Origin of the sequence: Enterobacter sp. ECC-219, assembly GCF_043966805.1 — a bacterium.
Lineage (GTDB): Bacteria > Pseudomonadota > Gammaproteobacteria > Enterobacterales > Enterobacteriaceae > Enterobacter > Enterobacter cloacae_N.
Map to the genome: position 1 here is coordinate 1,207,799 of NZ_CP143680.1, position 20,147 is coordinate 1,227,945.

26 protein-coding genes, 1 tRNA gene and 1 pseudogene are annotated in these 20,147 nt (G+C 52.1%); 20 read left to right on the forward strand and 8 right to left on the reverse strand.

The features are described from left to right. Window position 1: 1 nt before the first annotated feature. The 5 genes and pseudogenes from xynR to argL form a co-directional block, all read right to left on the reverse strand. Complete coding sequence (gene xynR, locus V1603_RS05625) at window positions 2-760, reverse strand: DNA-binding transcriptional repressor XynR (RefSeq protein WP_233003434.1); 759 nt, start codon at window positions 758-760, stop codon at window positions 2-4. A 174-nt stretch (window positions 761-934) separates the two neighbouring features. Further along, window positions 935-1,369 carry a DUF3828 domain-containing protein gene (locus V1603_RS05630; RefSeq protein ID WP_395313591.1) on the reverse strand — a complete coding sequence of 145 codons (435 nt, stop codon included), beginning with the start codon at window positions 1,367-1,369 and terminating at the stop codon, window positions 935-937. A 1-nt stretch (window position 1,370) separates the two neighbouring features. Continuing rightward, window positions 1,371-1,733, reverse strand: a pseudogene (locus V1603_RS05635) (CHAP domain-containing protein). 277 nt (window positions 1,734-2,010) lie between these two features. Then, complete coding sequence (gene argF, locus V1603_RS05640; RefSeq protein ID WP_225287231.1) at window positions 2,011-3,015, reverse strand: ornithine carbamoyltransferase; 1,005 nt, start codon at window positions 3,013-3,015, stop codon at window positions 2,011-2,013. Next, window positions 2,985-3,080 carry a putative translational regulatory protein ArgL gene (argL, locus tag V1603_RS05645; RefSeq protein WP_213375672.1) on the reverse strand — a complete coding sequence of 32 codons (96 nt, stop codon included), beginning with the start codon at window positions 3,078-3,080 and terminating at the stop codon, window positions 2,985-2,987. The genes argF and argL overlap by 31 nt, the downstream gene beginning before the upstream one ends. Window positions 3,081-3,179: 99 nt before the next feature. Here argL and rraB point away from each other — a divergent pair, with 99 nt between their 5' ends. The 7 genes from rraB to V1603_RS05680 all read left to right on the forward strand — a co-directional run bounded on the left by rraB (window position 3,180) and on the right by V1603_RS05680 (window position 8,878). Next, on the forward strand, window positions 3,180-3,605 hold the full coding sequence (rraB, locus tag V1603_RS05650) for a ribonuclease E inhibitor RraB (RefSeq protein WP_006810300.1): 426 nt from the start codon (window positions 3,180-3,182) through the stop codon (window positions 3,603-3,605). A 46-nt stretch (window positions 3,606-3,651) separates the two neighbouring features. Continuing rightward, on the forward strand, window positions 3,652-4,410 hold the full coding sequence (gene miaE / locus V1603_RS05655; protein ID WP_395313592.1) for a tRNA isopentenyl-2-thiomethyl-A-37 hydroxylase MiaE: 759 nt from the start codon (window positions 3,652-3,654) through the stop codon (window positions 4,408-4,410). A 30-nt stretch (window positions 4,411-4,440) separates the two neighbouring features. Continuing rightward, the gene (locus tag V1603_RS05660; protein ID WP_395313593.1) at window positions 4,441-5,163 is read left to right on the forward strand and encodes a topoisomerase II; all 723 of its coding nucleotides are present in this window, start codon (window positions 4,441-4,443) and stop codon (window positions 5,161-5,163) included. A 106-nt stretch (window positions 5,164-5,269) separates the two neighbouring features. After that, window positions 5,270-5,354 (forward strand) — tRNA-Leu (locus V1603_RS05665). Between the two features lie 546 nt (window positions 5,355-5,900). Then, the gene (locus tag V1603_RS05670) at window positions 5,901-6,812 is read left to right on the forward strand and encodes a restriction endonuclease (protein ID WP_094317794.1); all 912 of its coding nucleotides are present in this window, start codon (window positions 5,901-5,903) and stop codon (window positions 6,810-6,812) included. A gap of 35 nt (window positions 6,813-6,847) precedes the next feature. Continuing rightward, on the forward strand, window positions 6,848-7,663 hold the full coding sequence (locus V1603_RS05675) for a hypothetical protein (RefSeq protein WP_112018755.1): 816 nt from the start codon (window positions 6,848-6,850) through the stop codon (window positions 7,661-7,663). 588 nt (window positions 7,664-8,251) lie between these two features. Then, window positions 8,252-8,878, forward strand: coding sequence for a recombinase family protein (locus V1603_RS05680; protein ID WP_001598168.1), 627 nt, complete (start codon window positions 8,252-8,254; stop codon window positions 8,876-8,878). Between the two features lie 39 nt (window positions 8,879-8,917). Here the strand turns inward: V1603_RS05680 and V1603_RS05685 are convergent, their stop codons facing one another. Next, entirely contained in the window at window positions 8,918-9,127 is a 210-nt protein-coding gene (locus V1603_RS05685) for a hypothetical protein (RefSeq protein WP_001598170.1), read from the reverse strand. A gap of 1,064 nt (window positions 9,128-10,191) precedes the next feature. Between V1603_RS05685 and V1603_RS05690 the strand changes: the two genes are divergently transcribed. The 13 genes from V1603_RS05690 (at window position 10,192) to V1603_RS05750 (ending at window position 17,880) form a co-directional block, all read left to right on the forward strand. Further along, window positions 10,192-12,036, forward strand: a complete 1,845-nt coding sequence (locus tag V1603_RS05690) for a DEAD/DEAH box helicase (protein WP_395313594.1) — start codon at window positions 10,192-10,194, stop codon at window positions 12,034-12,036. A 37-nt stretch (window positions 12,037-12,073) separates the two neighbouring features. Next, window positions 12,074-12,511: a hypothetical protein gene (locus tag V1603_RS05695; protein ID WP_044264644.1), complete on the forward strand. Its 438-nt coding sequence runs from the start codon at window positions 12,074-12,076 to the stop codon at window positions 12,509-12,511. Then, window positions 12,508-12,711 carry a hypothetical protein gene (locus V1603_RS05700; protein WP_001598176.1) on the forward strand — a complete coding sequence of 68 codons (204 nt, stop codon included), beginning with the start codon at window positions 12,508-12,510 and terminating at the stop codon, window positions 12,709-12,711. The genes V1603_RS05695 and V1603_RS05700 overlap by 4 nt, the downstream gene beginning before the upstream one ends. Further along, a complete protein-coding gene (locus V1603_RS05705; RefSeq protein WP_001598177.1) occupies window positions 12,711-12,902 on the forward strand; it encodes a hypothetical protein in 192 nt (63 codons plus the stop codon). Before V1603_RS05700 ends, V1603_RS05705 begins: the two co-directional genes overlap by 1 nt. After that, entirely contained in the window at window positions 12,886-13,467 is a 582-nt protein-coding gene (locus V1603_RS05710) for a hypothetical protein (RefSeq protein WP_001598178.1), read from the forward strand. Before V1603_RS05705 ends, V1603_RS05710 begins: the two co-directional genes overlap by 17 nt. 247 nt (window positions 13,468-13,714) lie before the next feature. Then, a complete protein-coding gene (locus tag V1603_RS05715; protein ID WP_001598182.1) occupies window positions 13,715-13,954 on the forward strand; it encodes a hypothetical protein in 240 nt (79 codons plus the stop codon). Window positions 13,955-13,956: 2 nt separating this feature from the next. Beyond that, the gene (locus V1603_RS05720) at window positions 13,957-14,652 is read left to right on the forward strand and encodes a hypothetical protein (RefSeq protein ID WP_001598183.1); all 696 of its coding nucleotides are present in this window, start codon (window positions 13,957-13,959) and stop codon (window positions 14,650-14,652) included. Between the two features lie 159 nt (window positions 14,653-14,811). After that, window positions 14,812-15,159: a hypothetical protein gene (locus V1603_RS05725; protein ID WP_001598184.1), complete on the forward strand. Its 348-nt coding sequence runs from the start codon at window positions 14,812-14,814 to the stop codon at window positions 15,157-15,159. Window positions 15,160-15,227: 68 nt separating this feature from the next. Further along, the gene (locus V1603_RS05730; protein ID WP_001598185.1) at window positions 15,228-16,223 is read left to right on the forward strand and encodes a hypothetical protein; all 996 of its coding nucleotides are present in this window, start codon (window positions 15,228-15,230) and stop codon (window positions 16,221-16,223) included. Between the two features lie 16 nt (window positions 16,224-16,239). Further along, on the forward strand, window positions 16,240-16,749 hold the full coding sequence (locus V1603_RS05735) for an HNH endonuclease signature motif containing protein (protein ID WP_137578987.1): 510 nt from the start codon (window positions 16,240-16,242) through the stop codon (window positions 16,747-16,749). Window positions 16,750-16,767: 18 nt separating this feature from the next. Continuing rightward, entirely contained in the window at window positions 16,768-17,193 is a 426-nt protein-coding gene (locus V1603_RS05740; protein ID WP_001598187.1) for a hypothetical protein, read from the forward strand. Continuing rightward, window positions 17,177-17,476 (forward strand): hypothetical protein, encoded by a 300-nt coding sequence (locus V1603_RS05745; RefSeq protein WP_001598188.1) that lies wholly within the window; start codon window positions 17,177-17,179, stop codon window positions 17,474-17,476. The genes V1603_RS05740 and V1603_RS05745 overlap by 17 nt, the downstream gene beginning before the upstream one ends. After that, a complete protein-coding gene (locus V1603_RS05750; protein WP_395313595.1) occupies window positions 17,449-17,880 on the forward strand; it encodes an endonuclease domain-containing protein in 432 nt (143 codons plus the stop codon). The genes V1603_RS05745 and V1603_RS05750 overlap by 28 nt, the downstream gene beginning before the upstream one ends. Before the next feature lie 44 nt (window positions 17,881-17,924). Here the strand turns inward: V1603_RS05750 and V1603_RS05755 are convergent, their stop codons facing one another. Both V1603_RS05755 and V1603_RS05760 read right to left on the reverse strand, forming a co-directional pair. Continuing rightward, the gene (locus V1603_RS05755) at window positions 17,925-18,569 is read right to left on the reverse strand and encodes a hypothetical protein (protein ID WP_395313596.1); all 645 of its coding nucleotides are present in this window, start codon (window positions 18,567-18,569) and stop codon (window positions 17,925-17,927) included. Between the two features lie 21 nt (window positions 18,570-18,590). Next, window positions 18,591-19,817 (reverse strand): site-specific integrase, encoded by a 1,227-nt coding sequence (locus V1603_RS05760; RefSeq protein WP_167790694.1) that lies wholly within the window; start codon window positions 19,815-19,817, stop codon window positions 18,591-18,593. Window positions 19,818-20,147 lie beyond the last annotated feature (330 nt).

Consider the following 20,147-nt stretch of genomic DNA (forward strand, 5'->3'; position numbering starts at 1 on the left):
CTCAGGCCGGGTAGCCCAGCGCGCGTGAGAGCGCGAGTCCGGCCTGCTGAAGCTGCTCGCGGAAGCGGGCCAGCTCGGCGTCGTCCACGCGTGAGGTCAGCGTCGACAGGCTCAGGGCGGCGATGACGCGGGACTCGTGGTTCCACACCGGCACCGCCACGCAGCGCACGCCCTGCTCGTTCTCTTCGCGGTCCAGGGCGTAGCCCTGCTCGCGAGTCTGCGTCAGGGCGGTCATTAATGCTTCGCGAGAGGCGAGGGTAGCGGGCGTAAAGGTGGTGTACTGATAGCCTTCCAGCAGGGCGTTCAGCTCGGCCTCGCCCAGCCAGGCAATCAACACCTTGCCAATGGCGGTGGCGTGAACCGGCAGACGGCGGCCGATGCGCGAATAGGCGATGGCGGCCAGCTTGCCTTCAATCTTCTCGATATAGACCCCTTCACGCCCGTCCAGGATCCCCAGGTGGGTGGTCTGCCCGGTCCGTTGGGACAGCTCCGTCAGCCAGCCTTTCGCCTTCTGACGAATATCGATGGAGCCCACGACGAAATGACCGCGCTCGACCAGCTTCATGCCGAGGCGATACTTGCCGTTCTCCGGGTTCTGATCGATATAGCCGTGAAGCTGCAGGGTTTTCAGCAGCGAGTGGAGGGTACTCTTGCTCAGCCCCATCAGTTTGCTGATGTCGGTGATCTTAAGCTCGGTGGCCTGTTCGTTGAACAGGTCGAGGATCTGCAACGCACGTTCAACAGACTGAATAATCGGCATAATGCTGGCATGTCCACGCTGGAATTAAGGCGAAAACGTACCTTTTTCGGGGTGAAAAATCAATGAAATGGAGCCGATGTTCTCCCTCTCCCCGTGGGAGAGGGCCGGGGTGAGGGCACCAGACCGCATCGCAGCCCGGCAACAAAGGCGGCTCCATTATTGTTAGCGGGGGCATCAATTATTATCCCGAGCGGCGACAGACTGAATTTTCCAGATCCCATCTTCTTTAACCATACAATCAATGACTGTGTGCTGGGTCTTTTTGCCAAACGTGATATTCACGTTTACACAGACTGGGTCTGAATCATACGAATCAATAGCTACATTCTCAGCCCAGTCCTCGCCGATATATTGCGATTTCATAAAAAAATCAGCCTCGTAAAATTCAGCGTCGGCATAACGGGGATCGGCTGCATGACGTAATTTTTTCATGGTGCTGGTCGTAACGAACTTATCGATTTCGTTTCCCTGTTGAATAGGATAACGATCGTTGTTCACCTGTTTGACGTACCAGCGATTGAATTCAAGGGCGCGCTGCATCGGTATCTGAAAATCTTCGGCCCCCAATACTGCTGTGCTGAATAATACAATTAAGATGAGCTTATTCATATTAGTAATGCCTGTATAAGGTTACGGCAGGCTGGAGTTGGCGATACGTTGGCCCCGGGTACAGTGTTCTCTGTTTAAAATCTGAATACCAGGTTCCAGCGCCATCGTAAATACAGACATGCCCGTACTGATTCGGGCCGGGCAAGGCATCAATCACCGCGATATCCCCCTCTGTGGGAGTGCCATAGACTTTTGTGAACCCTGCTTTTTCAAGAGAACGCCAGAAATCCTTAGCGTTTGCCCCTTAGATTTTAAGCCCTCCGGCTCGAATAGCGGCGGCGATTGCACGAGCGCAATAGTGTCCAGTATGGGTTAGTGCGTGGCTACGGGCGTATGACACAGCTTCATGCTTATTCCATGACATAAATAATCCTTATTAACGAAATGCAGCAATAAGGAAATATTACGCCGATAATATACGGTGTTTTGTAATTGATAATGACCTGATATTAACCATTATCTACTCAGTAAATAATGGTTAATAAAAATATAAATTCTTATTATGGTTAATGCCTATCTGAGAAAGCGTCAGTAAAATGAATTTTTCTGCCCGACGATAACGCTGTTGTCGTTTTTAGTGTTTTCTCCCTCTCCCTGTGGGAGAGGGCCGGGGTGAGGGCACCAGACCGCAGAGGAGTCAATTACTCCCCAAGCGTCGCCACCATCACCGCCTTAATCGTATGCATCCGGTTTTCCGCCTGATCGAACACGATGCTCGCCGCCGACTCAAACACCTCGTCCGTCACTTCCATTCCGCCGTGCAGATCGAACTCTTTCGCCATCTGCTTGCCGAGCGTGGTCTGGTCGTCATGAAACGCCGGCAGACAGTGCAGGAACTTCACGTCCGGGTTGCCGGTCAGCGCCATCATCTGGGCGTTCACCTGATACCCGCGCAGCAGCGCAATCCGCTCCGCCCACTTCTCTTTAGCTTCGCCCATCGACACCCAGACGTCGGTATAGATAAAGTCCGCGCCCTTCACGCCAGTCGCCACGTCTTCCGTCAGCGTAATCTTCCCGCCGTGCTTCTCCGCCAGCGCGCTGCACTCCGCCACCAGGCTCTCTTCCGGCCAACAGGCTTTCGGGGCCACCAGACGCAGATCCAGCCCGGTCAGCGCCGCCGCTTCCAGCATCGAGTTGCCCATGTTGTTGCGCGCGTCGCCCGCGTAGACCAGCGTCATCTCGTTAAACGCCTTGCCCGGCAGGTGCTCCTGCATGGTCAGCAGGTCCGCCAGCAGCTGGGTCGGGTGGAACTCGTTGGTCAGCCCGTTCCACACCGGCACGCCCGCGTACTGCGCCAGCGTCTCGACCACTTCCTGGCCGTGGCCGCGATACTGAATGCCGTCGTACATCCGCCCGAGCACGCGCGCGGTGTCCTTAATTGACTCTTTATGCCCAATCTGGCTGCCGCTCGGGCCTAAATACGTGACGCGCGCGCCCTGGTCAAATGCGGCAACTTCGAAAGAGCAACGTGTACGGGTCGAGTCTTTTTCGAAGATGAGCGCGATGTTTTTACCGGTAAGCTTCTGTACTTCCTTGCCATTTTTTTTATCGGCCTTGAGCTGTGCGGCAAGGGTCAGCAGAGAAGTGAACTGTGCAGGGGTAAAGTCGAGCAGTTTCAGAAAGTGTTTTTTGTATAAATCGGACATTTTATCCTCACATGGCGAACGCCACTTATTGAATTAAAATTCACTTTATATGTGTAATTATTCATTTGCAACCCCGTTTCACAAATCTTTCCAACAAAGGTGGAGGCAAACCCGTCCGTGTGTGAAAATAGAAGTATCTGCCGCACTTTAAAGAGGATTGAGCCATGGCAAACCCGGAACACCTGGAAGAGCAACGCGAAGAGACGCGTCTGATTATTGAAGAGCTGCTGGAAGACGGTAGCGATCCGGACGCGCTGTACACCATCGAGCACCATTTCTCTGCGGATGATTTCGACGCGCTGGAAAAAATGGCCGTGGAAGCCTTCAAGCTGGGTTACGAAGTGACCGAGCCGGAAGAGCTGGAAGTGGAAGAGGGCGACACCGTCATCTGCTGCGACATCCTGAGCGAAGGCGCGCTGAAGGCGGAGCTGATCGACGCGCAGGTAGAACAGCTGATGAACCTGGCCGAGAAGTTTGACGTGGAATACGACGGCTGGGGAACCTACTTCGAAGATCCGAACGGTGAAGACGGCGAAGAAGGTGACGACGAAGATTACGTCGACGAAGACGACGACGGCGTGCGTCACTAAGCGTTTCAGGCGGTGGCGCGCGCCACCGCTTTTTCAAGGCAGAACCATGGATTACCCGCAGATACTCGCCCCCGTACTCAACTTCCTCCAGTGCCCGACCCCGCAAGCATGGATTGATAAAGCCCGCGACCCGGCGAACCTGCCGCTGCTGCTTACCGACCACATGGTGTGCGAGCTCAAGGCCGCCCAGACCGCGCTGCTGCTGGTGCGCAAATACGTCGCCGACGAAAGCGGTGCCGACGCGCTGCTCGACTGGCTCAAACCCTACGAACAGTTCACCTTCCGCGACGGCCCGGAGCCGGACTTCATCGCCCTGCACAGGCAGATTGGCAAAAGCGTGATGCCCAAAACCGACGACCCGTGGGGCCAGTCGCTCATCGACAGCATGGTGCTGCTGATTAAAGAGGAGCTGCACCACTTCTGGCAGGTGCGCGAGGCGATGCTGGCCCGCGACATTCCATACGTCAAAATCACCGCCAGCCGCTACGCCAAAGGGATGCTGAAGGATGTGCGCACCCACGAGCCGCTGACGCTGATCGACAAGCTCATCTGCGGCGCCTACATCGAAGCCCGCTCCTGCGAACGCTTCGCCGCGCTGGCCCCGTTCCTCGACGACGACCTGCAGAAGTTTTATCTCTCGCTGCTGCGCTCGGAAGCGCGCCACTATCAGGACTACCTGACGCTGGCTCAGCAGGTGAGCGACGACGATATCTCACCGCGCATAAAGCTTTTTGGCGAAATTGAAGCCACACTTATCTCGACACCGGACCACGAGTTTCGCTTCCACAGCGGCGTGCCGGTGTAAACCGGCATAACGCAAGGATAAGGATGCGAGATGAAAAAAACGTGGATCAGTACGGTCATTGTTGTTGTCGCGGTCGCCGCCGTGGCGTTCTGGGTGTTCTTCGACAGGCAGCGCGCTCCTGAACAGCAGATGGATAACGCCCTTAACGCGATGCCCGCCTGGCAGGTGATTAAGGAGCAGGAGCCTGTGCTGCATCAGCGCATTCTCGACCAGATGGCCGCCCTGCAAAAAGCGGGCGAGCCGGAGCAGCAGATTATCGACACCATTCAGCCGCAGATCCTGCATCTGCAGATGTCGCGCCTGCAAAACGCCCCGGACGCCAACGTGGTGAACTACATGACCATCAACATGGAGCAGACCGCCGCCATCCAGAAGGTGAGCGACGACGCCTGCTTCCGCTTCCTCTACCCGATGGTGAAGGGCGGCGTGAACCCGATGCGCATGCTGGATAAAGACCTGATGGCGCGGCGCATGCAGGCCGACGCCGACATGATGCGCGCGGCCTACGGCAAAAACCGCCACACCGTGACCCCCGCCGAACGCGAGGCGGCCGTCGAGGACGTGCGGCCGATTATGAAGGCACTTGCCGATAAGTACGGTGAGGACATCCAGCTGCTGCAGATGCCGGAGAAGGCGGCGGGCAAAGAGAAGCTCTCCTGCGATATGGTGCAGGAGATGTGGGCGAAGGTGCTGGCGCTGCCTGAGCAGAAGGCGGCGGGGGTGATTCGTCTGGCGGTGTCTGAGCTGGAGTGACAAAGGGCGCTGGTTTTTTGGGCACTTAGCGCGGGTTTAGCGCGTCGTCGCTTGCATGGCGGCGCGCGACAGGTATAATCCACAACGTTTCCGCATCCCCTTCAGTGCCGAAGTGGCGAAATCGGTAGACGCAGTTGATTCAAAATCAACCGTAGAAATACGTGCCGGTTCGAGTCCGGCCTTCGGCACCAAGTCATTAAATTCCTTACAATACAGCTAGTTAGAGAATAAAATCTGTCTCTTTTGCCTGTAAGAAATGCTCTGTTATGTCCCTTGAAAAAGCCGCTGTGGTTGATAGTGGTAATTGGGATGTTAACTCATAGCGGCGTGTAGTTCCAAGCGTCAAACACGTACTGACTCAACTTGAAAGCTATGACGTAGCCACCGTCTCTAAACAATCCCAAAAACTTTTAGTGAAGCGCATTTTAGCCCGATGCCCCCGTTCTGTCGCCGTCGCGAGACGCCGCAGGGGATAAACAGGTTTATGGTGGTCACGGTACTTGCAGACCATATGCAAGCTCTGCCAGCGGTTCGGCCTCGCTCCCCTTGGGTACATGGTCATCCTGATAAGCCTCACTAACTGACATAACCCTGATGAAGTCGCCAGAGGCTCCGCTTGTTGTCTTACCACCAACGGGGCTTTATGGCTATCTTGTATATCAACATAGCGGAATGAGTTTCTACTTCAAGTTGCTCCAGTGGTATCTTTACATATAAGACCCAAACGGAGCGGTACAATGGCTGGTCAAGATAAAAATAAGATTCCCGATTGGAAAGCTCTCGAACAACTTGTTGCCATGATTCAAAAGCAGCTTTCTCCTGATGCTGTAGTGCAACACAATGTGATGCTTGATGGTATCCAGAGCGAAACTAAAAGGCAGGTGGATGTTCTGGTGGAACAGTCCATTGGTCAGTACAAGATGCGTATTGTTATTGATTGCAAAGACTACGCAAATCCGGTGGATGTCAAAGGCGTTGAAGAGTTTCACGGGTTAGTACAGGACGTATGTGCGCATCAGGGAGCGTTGGTTTGTCCTGCTGGTTTTACTAAATCAGCTTTGCGGCGTGCACAGAAATTACAAATTGCGCTTTATCGCCCAGTTTCTACAGGCGACCATAAATGGCGGGCGGAAGTGACTGCCCCTGTATTGTGTGATTTCAGAAACAGTTTCATGAGTTTTGGCATTAGATGTTCTGCTCCTAAACCTCTGCTAATTCCGAATGAGTTTTACAAGTTGCCAGTCTACAGCCCGGAGAACGAGCTATTGGGTACGGCGTTAGGGCTTGCTCAGTCTCGGTGGGATAGTGGTGCTTTACCTAGTGAACCGGGAGAACATGATGAGTTATTGATATTTGAGGGGGTTAAAACTCAAATTGATAATGGATACGGTGATAAGGTGGAAGTCACCTTAACTCTTCGGCTTTTTGTAAAACAAAATCTATATCTCGGCCATTTACCTGTTGAAGATATCAACGGATTACAAGATGAGCATACCGGACACATTGTCACTAATGCTTTTACGCTGGGTGGTCTCAACCCTGATGAGGTTGAACGAGACTGGCAACGGATCGAGGATATGGGCACAATTGAATTTGAACCCCTCCTGAAAGTTGTTGGCTATAACTGCTACGGTATCGGTCCCGGATGAGCTACGGATTTTATTTAACAATATAAGGGCTGGAAATGCAGAGTGAAATTATCACACAGAAAAATGGAAAAGGTATCTTTGACCGCAAGGCTTGGTTAGCTGAGTCCAAAAAACTGTATTTATCAGCAAAGCTATTGAGAAGTGAAGGTGAACGAAATAAAAACCTTTTTAAGATTACAGATAAGAAATCTCCCGTTGTGCATGAATATATCGACATAGCATCCTCAACTGATAAAACTAGCAGGTTGCTGCTGGGGTATGCTTTCGAAATGTTATTAAAATCCGCGATCCTTTTAATGAATCTTGGTGCGCAAAAAGATACTATAGACACTAAGTTTCGCGATTACGGTCATAAACTGGATAGGATGGCTATTGATTTAGAATTGGCATTAACTGTTGATGAATTAAAATTATTAAAAATTGCGTCGCAAGATATTGTGCTTCAGGCCAGATATCCGATTGGCAAAGTTGATGATACAAGTTATATATCCGAATTAAACAAAAGAAATATACAGCTGGCCGATGGCAAGATTTTTGTGGGTATGATTGAACTGTATGACAAAATAAAAGATATAGTTGCCAAGTTTGATAATGACTCAACGAATTGTGCAGAGTTTAATGTGCTTAGAGGGAGTGATTTTATTCTCTTTATGCGAAACGGAGGTGGGCTGTCATCAAGAGCAATAGTAAACTTTGCGGCTCAATTCCCGGAGGGTAATAAACGCAAGTCATATTTAAAAGAAATTATTGAGACGCATGCTGGCAAGTTTGCGTTGTTATATACATATCGTTGGGCTTCATTTTCATTCTTCGAAGACACGGGCAAAAAGCTCATCCCGCTTGAGGAGTAACAAGTTTTCGTAACATCTTATCCGGTACATGTAGTATCTGCCGCATGTTTGAATTTGCGCCTCTAAAACCCCCATCCCAAGCGGCTCTCAGGGGCTTGTGCGCGTGGAGTAATGCTGTTGTACTGGGTATGTGCGCACTACCTCTACAAGCCGCATTCTACCGTTAGCCTATAGCTAACTCCCGGCTTGAAAAATTGCACGCTTACGGTTGCGCCTCCCTCGACGGTTAAGGCTTCAACTCCCCCCGTGCGCCTCTCCCAGCCGAAGGCTGGGCGGGCTGTATATCGATTTGCCTTCCTCTGTGGCGTTTATGACCCTGTTTCGCGTTCTGATCATGAGACTGTGGGTTAGGGTTACTCTTCTCTTTAAACGCTAAATCACTCCTGAATCTCCACTGTTAAAGCACTTTGCGTTGATGCTGGGTGCTGCTCTTGCCTGCGCTTGTGTCTGTCTCGTTTGGGTATACCTGATAAAGACATAGACACACTGTCTCATTTGACTATCTATAAAGCTCTATTGACTACACATTGTTGATGTGATCTCTTATAGGTCTTGCTGTGATATTTCATTGAGACTTAGGGGGGAAGCATGGCACACAATGCGCTTATCTATTGCCGCGCCAGTACAGCAGAGCAACACGCAGACCGGGCGCTGGGCTTGCTGCGAGAGTTCGCCAGTGAGCGGGGCTGGCCTGTGCGAGCGGTGTACATCGAGAACGCCAGCGGTGCAAGGCTCGCTCGCCCTGAACTGATGCGCCTGCTGGATGATGCGCAGGCCGGAGAGGTCTTACTTGTCGAGAGCATCGACAGGCTAAGCCGCCTCACGCAAAAGGAGTGGGCGACACTGAAACAGAGGATTCAGGATAAGGGGCTGGTTATCGTTGCCGTTGACCTACCAACCTCGTGGCAACTACTGAACGATACAGCGTCAGAGCTTACAGAGGGCATTCTGAGAGCCGTTAATGCAATGCTGATTGATATCCTCGCTACGATGGCACGAGTGGACTACGAGACACGCAGAGCGCGCCAAGCGCAGGGCATCGAACGTGCCAAAGCAGAGGGGAAATATAACGGGAAGTCTAAGGATGAGAGCGCCCGTGAAACTGTCCGCGCTATGCTTACTGTTGGGAATAAACCAGAGCACATCATGAAAGCTGCCGGGATAAGCCGGGCAACGTTCTACCGTATCAAGCGGGAGATACTTGCAGGTAGATAAAATTATAGGGGCAGGTTTTTAGACTTGCCCCTGATTAGCTTATTCTAAGCGACGGAGCTGTGTTTTAACGTATTCAAAAAATTCTTTATGAGTAACCATTGTCTTGCGTAATACGCCTTTGAGTTCAGTCCCCATAACACGTAATGTAGAACGGTTTGCCTCTGTCTGACGCTTACCCACGCGTGTCAGCACATAATTTAATTCGTGGTCTTGCGAAAAGTTAACGTAATCATGATCACTAATAGGCATGAATCAAATCCCTTCTTAAAGTTATAACTTTAATCAATGAGTTACCTAATGATGTGCATTTCAAGAGGCAACCTTCCATACATCCATTAACATTAAGAAACTTGGGCATCGTTTTTTCAAGTGCAGATTTAAAACGCCATAATTAGTTCGTGTCAAATGTGACGTAGAGCAAAAATATCCTCTCTTTATAGTATACGGTTTTACTTGCGGCTCTCGATGTGAAGAGGTGGCGGGGCTTTAGCCGTGCCAGACGATGAACATCGAGATCAGATTGTGAATGTGATTTATCACTGAACAATTCGAGGGATAGGGCAGGGGAAGGGATCAAAGGCTGTGTTGTCCAATCACTAAGCTAGATTTGAGGCTGGTTAACACGTTAGTAGTATCCTTAAAATTGCATTTAAAATACATGTACAAAAAAGGGTTCTTCCCTTTCATCCCTTCTCCTAATCAGTGTTATCGCTTTTCGCTCTACACTGGCTGCGCTTCTCGCGTCTGCGAGTCCGCTTTCATTCGCCTGCGGTTCATTCATCGGCCTGCGTCCGCTGTGATGCTCGGCCCTCCACGCAACCGCGCTTGCCGGGCAGTCAACGCGGCGGGGGATAGAGTAGTGGTACGGTACTCTCTATCGGTACTGTATTTGCCGTATCATCTTCCTTATCCACCCCCTCACAGGTACTCATCTCAGGGCTTCACCCCTGCGCCCTATCACTATACTGCCCTACTGCGTTCACGTTTTGCCGTCTGTCATCCTGCCGGATTCCACCCAATGAAGGCTACTATATTGGGATATGGTACTCACAATGCCGCTCCTAACCACACCCATTCTAGTGTCCCGCCAAACCTACCAAAAGTTATCGCCTAATCATCCATAAAGTCAGATAGAGCAAGGCTTGAGAGAGCCATGGTTAAAAAATAACCATGTAAGGGCATCTACTGTGGGGAGACGGAGCACTGCCACCGCTGCAATAAAAACCTCCACTAAGAAGAACAGACTGCCACACTCCCGGCGCTGCCGTCCTACGCCCCATTCTATACTCACCTTACTTTTTGGAGATTTCACCATGCCAACGAATCTACGCCGTTTGCTTGCGCAGGCTGCTGACGCTGACCCGTTCAATACTGCAAACGCAGATGTACAGCAAATGATTGCTGACGGGATTGTTATCCGCCGTTCCAAGATATGTCCCGTGAAACGTAAACCCGTTAAGGCGGCATACAACACAAAGACCGAGGAGTTTTATTACAATGCAGATGGCTCCGCGATGACCTTGCGGGAGTGGCGAGCGCTGCACGGTGTTCAACCGAAGAAGCAAAAACAGCGCTCTGACACTGGGTTGCGGCAAGTCATCCAGCCCGGCGACGCTATTCATTGCCGACGCGCTGAGATAGAAATGTGGCTCAACAAGAAGCCTGCTCGTTATGTTGACCCGCTGCCGCCAGATATCCCCGGCGTCCGCGTAGACGATGCCGCATTGAAACCGCGCGAGCACGCCGTACCCGAATCGACAACCGGGCAGAATGCTTTTCTCAAAGCCTGCCGTGAGTTTCTGATTTGCGATGACGCCACCCTGAAAAGAATCAGCCGGGGTATGGGCCAACTGGAAGCTATGCGCCATGCTGATTTTACGCGACTGGGTGAAAGCCCGGCTTTCCGTCAGCTATGGTGCGGTGAGCTGAAACCCACAGATGATAAATTCAATACGCTGAATCTGCATTGTGACATTGGGGGCGCAGACCTGCCGCCGTCCATCCCGCCGTTGATTACTGCGCCGTACAGGTTCCGCGAGCTGGAGCAATGCGACCGCCCGGCGTTTGCGCCATTGCCGCCGCCAGACGGTGGCGACTGGCGACCCGGACAGCAGGACGTAGCCGCCGTTGTGTTTGCCCGTGACCGCGATATGCTGGCGGTACTACCGACCGGGTACGGAAAGACGGCTGCATTCACCTATGCCCTGCAATTTGAATCCGGTGCTGGCGAGGGGCTGACCGTTATCGTTGTGCCGACGAACACCATCAAGCAGCAGGTGCTACAGCAGTTAAGGGAGGCTGGCGTTCACGCGGTGGCCTTTGGCGATAAACTACCGAAGCGGCGTAATGCGCAGCAACTTGCGGGGCTGGCTGCCGGGGCGTTTCGGGTGATTGTCGTTTCTCCTGAGCATCTGGTGCCGGGTAGTCAGGTGCTGGCGGCACTGATGGCCGCTGGTGTGGACAGGTTCATAATAGACGAGGTTCACACCGTTGAGGACTGGGAGTTCCGCGCCGCTTTCCCCGCGATGAAGCATACCCTGCAAAATGCCTTCCCCGCTGCGCAGCGTTGTGCGTTCACTGCCACTTTGCGAAAAGGTGATGAGGCTGCCTTGATGCAAGAGCTGGGCTGCCGTGGTGATTTTCTCACCTTCCGCGCCAGCGCTGCCCGTGAAAACATCCAGCTTGTTCCTGTTCGGCAATGTGAAACCCAGCGCCGGGCTGCCGTTGGTCTGGTTGATGCTCTGCCGGAGGATGAGAAAGTTTTAATTTTGGTGGACAGCATAAAAATGCTTTACGCGTATCTCGATGAGCTGGGAGACCGCGCCCGGCCTTATCATTCTGACGTCAAGCGACTGCCCCGTGACCAGCGCCATGCGAACGCTGCGTGGTTCGCCAGCACGCCGGGTGCTGTTCTGGTGGCGACCAAAGCCTTTGGCCTCGGCGCTGATATCTCTGACGTGCGTAACGTAATTGTCACTTATGTTCCCGAAGACCTGCCCGATTTAGTGCAAATGGTTGGCCGCGCCGGACGTGACGGGCAGGCAGCTCGCGCGTTTCTGCTGTGGTCATCGCTGGCGCTGGATGCTGCGCCTGATGAGCTTGCTTACTTCTACCGCCCTGAAAACTGCAACTGGCAGTACATCGCTAAATACCTCTGAGTCGAAAGGCTCTCCCTGATTCTCTGGAGTTAATCATATGCCTGTTACCGAACATGCGCAGCGTCATGCTGCGCGTGCGGATGCGCTCGTCACCGCACAATTAGCCTTTGCCCTGAACGGCTATTCCTTTGATGGATTGGCTGAGCGTCATCGCCAGACCCTTAACCGTGAGGCTTTGCTACGTCAAGCAAGTACGCCACTACAGCGGTATTGTCTGCTGAATAATTGTGAGCCGTGGGAGTGTCTGGCCGCTGTGCTGAACCGCATGAAAAGGCCGGATGGTTCGCGTCGCTGGAAAGCTGTCCGCCTTTCTGATCGGGTTTTCAATGGCCGAGTGCATCCAGTGCGCAAGACGCCTGATGAAGTTTACGCCGCTATTGCCCGCCGCTTGTTCCTGCCGAAGCCCGTGCATCAAGAAGTAATACAGCACATCCGGGCGCTTGGCCTGTTACCTGTTGGAGATAACCACCAATGACGAAATCTGAATTTGAAACCGGGACATGGGAGTTAAAGACCCTGCTGCTGGGTGCGTTAACTCGCAGGCTCCGGGAAGACGAGGCAGGAGAATCCCGCATGGCTGCTGCCGAGTTGTCATCCTGCGTGAACTTCCTCAAGCAGAACGCCGCCGACTCGCCTGACGCATCGTTTAATCGCGTATTTGAGGATGATGATTGATGACGCCACAACACTTTCGCCAGTGGTTCGCCTCACTGCCTGAGAAGTACCAGAAGCAGGCCAAAGCCATGTACGACAACACCCGGCGCAGCGGTGGTGTCCACACCGCAACCAGCCTCGCTTTGATTAAAGACCTTGTAGAAGATTCGATTAACTTTGATGGAGAGTTCCAATATGACAACCACCAGTAACGCGACCTTAACCATTGTGGATATCCAGCACATCAACACGCTGGTGTACAAACAGCTTCTGAATAACGAGCAAATCGCTGCGGCCACTGGTTTCAGCCCGAGCGACATCGACCGTGTAATCCGTGGCGTCTATGTCGATGACTTGGCAGACCAGTGGAAAAACGATGCTGATATCACGTTGGCGGAGTACAGCGCCATCCGCAGCCGCTATAAGCCCGGCAAGCTGCACCGTGATACAGAGTTTATGATTGCCCGCGATATGCTGATTCGCCCTGAAACAGTGCTGGCTATCGCGCATTCTCGGTTCACTAACGCCCACACGCACCCAGTGCCGAAAGCCGTTAAAGCAAAGCCGGAGAAAGTAAAAGCAGTGCGCAAGATAGTGCCTGCTGATTTAGATGAGATCCACAAGTTAGAGCGCTTCGGTTGGCCTGTCGCAGAAATTGCCGAAAAGCTGGGCGTCCCTGTTGAGGCCATCGCGCATGTGCAACGCTGCCTGAGAAATCGATGGAGCTATCCCGACATTCTGGAATCTGTTAATTCCAAATTCAGTGAGGCTGCATGATGGCAGAGAACGAATCGCTGCACCCTACCGTTAACCCTGATCTCTACGTGAACCTTGATGAACAACGCGAAGGATACGCGCCGATAGAATCACGGGGTTGGGATGTGCTGACGCAGAACCTGTCCGGGGAGGGGCGAACTGGCCCCGGCCAAACACTAAACCAGAATCCGAAACAACGCCCGCGCGGCTCCGTTGGCGAGCGTCGTTGGCTACGCCGTCACGGGCTTATTTAACTGAGGATTATTTCATGAGCACCATCATTTTAATGGAGCCACGCCGCGCGGCTGATTGCGGGCAACAACTGAAATTCATTGCTGACGCCTTAAATCTACGCCAAATCGATTTGGCTCATGTGTACCAGATCGACAGACAAGATCTCGGCAAAGCGTACCACGGACAGAAGATGATTCCTGCCCGATGCGTACACGCGCACATGCTTTTACTTGAACTGGCACACCGCCGAGTTACATCACAAGAGGTTGCATAATCATGGCTGACCAGAATGTTAATCCGTACCTTTCGGGCGCTGATACTGCGTCGCAGCAATCGCCATACATGGCTGCACCTGTTGGCGCTGACAATGGCGCATCCCGCTTTAGCTCTGCGCCTGCTGATGCTGATTTCCTCCGTACCCAGCCCGTTAACGGCAATGATGGCGGCCAATGGAATAATAGCAACATTGCTAATCAGCAAGACCAAAACGCGGACAGCGCCGGGGCGCAGGTGGGCGATACTATCCCCCTGATGGATGGAACATCTATTGAGTACACCGCCGAGCTACAAGGGTTAATGGGGCAGTTTCACCAGTCTGTCGAAAGCCAGCTAGGGCAGGGGACAGTTGACGCGATGTTGCAGTACGCTGGCACACTCGACGCTGGGACGCAATCCACCCTTGAACGTATGGTTATGTCTGGCGACCCTGCACAGATGCAGCGGGCGGTTCAGTACCTGCAAGAACGTATGGCTGCTGGTTCTGCTTCCGGGTACGTTTCTGCACAGGGAAACCCATACGGCCAGCCTGCCGCGCAATCTGTTGGAATGTCACATGCGGAGTTTATCGCGGCGTATGACCAGCTTTCGCAGTGGGCGCAGCAATCAGGGTATGGCCCCGGCCATCGCCAGTACGACGATCAATACCGCGCTCTGGTTGCGCAGCGCTCCGCTGGCAAACGCGCTGGCCGTTAAGCAATCGCCTGTCCTGTCTTCCCCACGTCTTAACCTTACGTTTTAGAGCCTGAATCGCGTTGTACATCGCCAGATGTGCATTCGTATACCTGCGCCTGTAAAACGCGAAATTACCTCTCAAACGCCACACATAAACCCACTTTGCATTGAGATCTGACAATGACCTTACTGACACCTGAAAACGTGGCAGCGGCTAGGGCTGCCCGTAGCGCAAGGATTGAACACTGGAAAGCGAACGCCAGCCAGCTTAAACAAGACTTTGTTGATGAAACTCACTGGCGGCGGCTCGCCTCACGCTTTGGCGTGCGTATGCCCTCGGCATATGTTCCCGGCTCCGAGCTGCGATTGCTGCGCCGGGCGGCCAAACGCGCGGGCATCTCTGGTGCTGATATGCGCGATGCTTTTGGTGGGGGCGTTGCGCACCTGCACGAGCTTAATCCCCATTGGCCTGCCTTCGCGCTTATCGGCCTGATTCTTGAGATCGCGGCTGAAAAAGCTGCTGCCTGATTCATCCCATTCTCTTTTCCCCTTTTCCATAAATCGCGCTGGCTAACGCTGGCGCGGGAGCTATTTCTATGACTGACAATGTTTATACCCCTGATCAATTCCGCCCGCACTGGGGCGGTGTAGATGCTGACAACGACATTCACATTGAAGCGTATGACCGGGACGTTCAGACCCGTCTTGAGGCAAAGAGCGTCTTTCTGGCCGAGGGGCTGAGCACATACAAGCCGCTGAAAGCCAGCAACCAATACCGCATTGATCGCCTGAGTGGTGATCTTGAGGTGAAGGGTAGAACCGCAGGGCAATCGCTGGAGCTTACCACCGTTAAGTCGGACAAGTTGGTTATCTCTGTGGATACGCTGAGCTATATCCGCATCCCGATTGACTATCAGGATGACTGGACAGCTCCCACCTTTCGCGCAGAGCTGAGCCGCAATATCGGTACTGCTCACGCTAAATTCTACGACGAAGCGCACACCATCCAGCTACTCAAAGCGACTGATTTCGTACCGCCGCCGACACTGCAACCAACGTTTAACCCGCTTACGGATAATGTTGTCTCGCTCGACCTGACCACGGGGAGCGAAGAGGATGCAGCTAACGAACTGGTTCACGCTATCAAAGCTGCTGTTAATCGATTCCTGACTGAGAAAGATATTCCGGTGGCGGAGCTGGTACTGCTTATCGACCCGGCTTGGTTCAGCATCCTGATGGAACATAAGAAGCTGATGAACGTCCGTTACAGCCGGGATAGTGGCAACGATTACGCATGGCGTCGTGTTGGCTATGTCGCTGGGGTGCGTGTCATTGAGCTGAACAGTTACCCGCAGGAAGCCATTACCGGGCATGAACTGGGCGCTGATTATGACGTTACCGCAGAGGAAGCGATGACGAGGGCGACGCTGTTCCGGCCTGCGTCTGTACTTGTGACAGTCGAAGCGCAGAGCGTCATCAATCGCCAGTGGGATGATGAGCGCGAAATGACAATGGTGATGGACTCATATCGCCTATTCAACGTTGGGCTGCGTCGTCCTGACTGCGTTATCAATTTCCGACAAGCTGCATAACTGGAGGGGCTGAGTCATGGTTAATGATGCTTACGCCCCTGAGCTGTTGCGATCCCTTTTCCTGTATGACCCGGTGACAGGTCGCCTGCACCATAAAGCTAACCGACGCCGGGTTAAGGCTGGCTCCTATGCTGACTCCACCCGGCGAGCTGATGGCTATCGTCAAGTTGCCCTGCGACTTGATGGCAAGCAGTACCAGCTAAAAGCCCATCGCGTGGCGTGGATTCTTGCGCATGGCGCTATTCCTCACGGTAAGCAGATCGATCACATCAATGGTATCCGTGACGACAACCGCCTATGCAATCTGCGCTTGGTTACGCAGCGGGAAAACGACCAGAACCGACGCAAGGCAAGGGGGTATAGCTGGAATAAGGGTTGTAGCAAATGGGAGGCTTACATACGCGTTGATGGTGTACGCCATCACCTTGGCTTGTTCACTACCGAAGCGGCGGCGCGTGCCGCGTACCTGAAAGTTAAAGCCAGATACCATCCCTCAACGCCAGCCGATTTATTGCAGGCTGCCTAATCCTCGGAGGTTCCATTAATGGCTGATGAAAAGCCGATTAGAGCGCTGGCAGATGATGACCCGCGCCGCCAGCGGTACGCCGAACTGTTGGCGCAGGCTGGCCGCATGACTATTCCCCGGCTGCATCCGGGCGATGCTAACAGTGTTATGAGTCAGCTTGCGACAATGCTCGGCGCACCTGTCCCGATAGTGGGTGCTATGACGGAGCACGCCGCTGCATGGCGTGCCTGTCTGCTGGAGCAAGGGCTTGGCGATCTGCTGGGTGGCTTGAGTAAGCAGGTGCTGACAATCTTCTTTCTGCTCTGCTGGAGAGACAGCGCCTTGCGATTGGCTGGTAAGCAAAAGGAACGGCTTACAGCGGCCAGCGAGGGTTTGACCATTGAGCAATACCGGGCAATGCACCCGGCTTACAGAGAGGATAAAGAAGATGACAACCACGATTAAATTAAGGTGGCGGTACATCGAGCCGCCGCCAATGGCTGGCGCACTCGCTGACCTGAAACAGTGGGTAATGGATACCGGAGAGCCTGAGCTTGAAGCTGAATTTCGTAAGCTGCTGGGGCTAATGCGCCGCAACGGTATCAGTGACGAACGCGTTAATGCGATGGCTGATGAGCTTTATGTTCTGGTATGCCAACGCCAGCGCGAAGAATACGAAGCCTGCAAGCGGGCTGCCTCTGACAATGGAGACTTTGAATCATGGTTACACGGACAGACCAACTACTAAGAAAAGCGATGCGGGGCTATCTGGAACACCTCGGCAACATGCCGCTGGCAGAACGGATTACAAATGCTGCTGTATTCGAAGATGTGTATCGCTTCCTGTTGAATGGTTCCGGGCGGCTGGAGTTGCGCCGCGCTGACGTGGCCGCTGTCCGTGTCTTCTTGTGGAATTATCAATACCGACGCTGTGCAGTGACAGGTAAGCCGCTGCGCCTTACGTCTGCCGTACTAGATCACTGCCACCGAACCGGGCGCGTGCGTGCTGTGGTGCATCGTTCTGCTAACGCTGCTGAGGGTGGCCGCTATGTTGGGTTGACGTGCGGGATGAGTGTCATAAGATTAGGGGCAATGGTAGATATGTATCGTAAAATTTACAAAGGGATTAATGTTATCTACCCTAACAAATAATTTTCATATGGGGCTAGAATAACCTAGCCCAATGCGTATTTGTTTTATTCTCTAATTAATTCTAGCGCTCCTTCTATCAAATACTCCCAAATAACGCCGCTTTCGATGTGCTGGGGTTTGAAATCACGGTCTGGGATTTGTAGTCCTAGGTTTCCTTGCCCACTCCAGTAATGCTGCCATACTTCGTAGTCAGACTCAAATGTTGATATTTTATATGCGTGTCTCATTAAAGAGACTATTTCCATATTAACTTTTGCTACTCGTGTATAGGGTAAGTCCTTCAATCGAAAACGTCGAACAGTATTTAGATCCCAATTATGTCTTTGATGTACCTCGACGCAAGTATCATAATCACCAAACGCGTATACAGCAGAAAGTCTGGAGGGATATGTTTTAAAATATGCCTTTCTATTTATTTCTGCATTATACTCAATGCGATAGTCATTGATTGCACTAACATGATACATGGACAATGCAGGGAACATGTTTTCATTTGGTAAAAATGGAAGGTAGTCTAGATCACCGTCTATATATTTTTGAAGGTTATTTCCATTCATGGCTAAAGCTGAGATAGCTGCTGAAGATATTGAACCTACAATATTGACGTTATTATGTGTTATAGGATTCATATCGTTTACGAAAATATAAAACTCAGAAGGGCATGTTTCTTTTGTATTGATAGTTTCCATATATTCCTCATTTAATATTTATCACAACTTATTATATATCGGCAGATCAAAAACATGTTTGACCAACTCGACATATTCCTTTACTTCTTGTGCGGACACGGCATTTTTTGAGTAAGTCTTGAAGCTTTCTGTGATTCCGCGCTCATGACCGACCAGTAGCGCAATTCTATCTTCTGGCACTTGAGCACGGTCGAGTTGATGCACAAACTCATGGCGGAGTGAATGGAACACTTTTCTCTGTGTATAAGTCTCACCGAGAGCTTTACGCTTTGCCCGTGTGAACTGCTGCGTATGCCACGTTGAGCGTTTCCCATCCGCCCGGTCTGTAATTGACGCGTGATAGAACAGAAAACCGCTATGTGTGGTTTTGAGCAATGATTTCACGAGGGGGATTAACTTGCTGTGTACTGGAACGATTCGTGCCGCGCTCTTGGTCTTCCCCTCGGTGATCTCAAAGCACAAAACGCCCTCGATGGTTTTAATACTGCTATCACGTAGCGTACATATTTCATTGATCCGCATACCGCTGTATGCCCCAATAGCCGTTACCGCCTTCATCTCATCATCGAGCAAATCATAGACCTTTGCTAGCTCGCCCGGGGCGAAGACTTCATAGCTGACCTTGCTGCTTTTTGCTTCGAGCGCATGGCCGCGCCAAGGATTGTCCTGTGGTGCATCGTGATAGCGATTGCGTGCCAGATCCCATATCTGCGCCAGTGCGCTTATATAGTTCTGGATGGTTTGAGGCGCTCGCTCAGTTTTGAGCTTATCTAACCAGCCTGTAACTATGGTTCGGTTAATATCCCGCAACTGAACATCTTTCTTTTTCAGGTGGGTTAACAGCACCTCTACGGCTTTGTTGGTCTTGGATAGTGTAGTTAGCTTTCTCTTCTCGCTGTATTGGAGAAGATACAGATCGCGCATTTTAAGTAGGGAAGGGCAAGCCTGAATCGATGCACCAAACGATGCGGGGGCTTCCTTGGCGTACACACTGACACGGCGTAGCTCATCAATGATTTGGTCTACAGATGAGCCGCCTTGTGGCTTAAGCAGATTCCGTAAGCGAGTCCATTCCAGAGCAATAGCATCGCGAAACAAACGCGCTTGCCGTATGTCTCGTGTCCCTGTGCTTTTCATAAAGTAGCGTTTCCCTTGGAACAGGTGGCGCATGTAGCTGGGGATAGCTATCCGCACGAGGTAATTCCCGCAGGGATCTAAAACTAGATAACGATCTCTCTTGAAACTCATACAAACCCCGGTTATGTTGTCGGGGCTTTTTCATGGCTAAACAGTCTGTGAAATGTGCCGGGGTTATGAGCTTTAGTCTCGCTAGTTCAATGAGTTAACAATGATTCTTGAAGCAAGCTAAGCCGCTATAACCCGTGCCGGTTCGAGTCCGGCCTTCGGCACCAAAAGATGCAAATCAAAGTCGCTTAAGGGCGGCTTTTTTTGTGTCTGAAATGCCATATTCACCCAATTATTTTCCTTCATGAACAGCAAGCAGAATCCACATTACTCACTCTGCTGATAATTAGTTATTCAATATCATTGTTCATTTCTTTGCCCTGTATCGTTTGC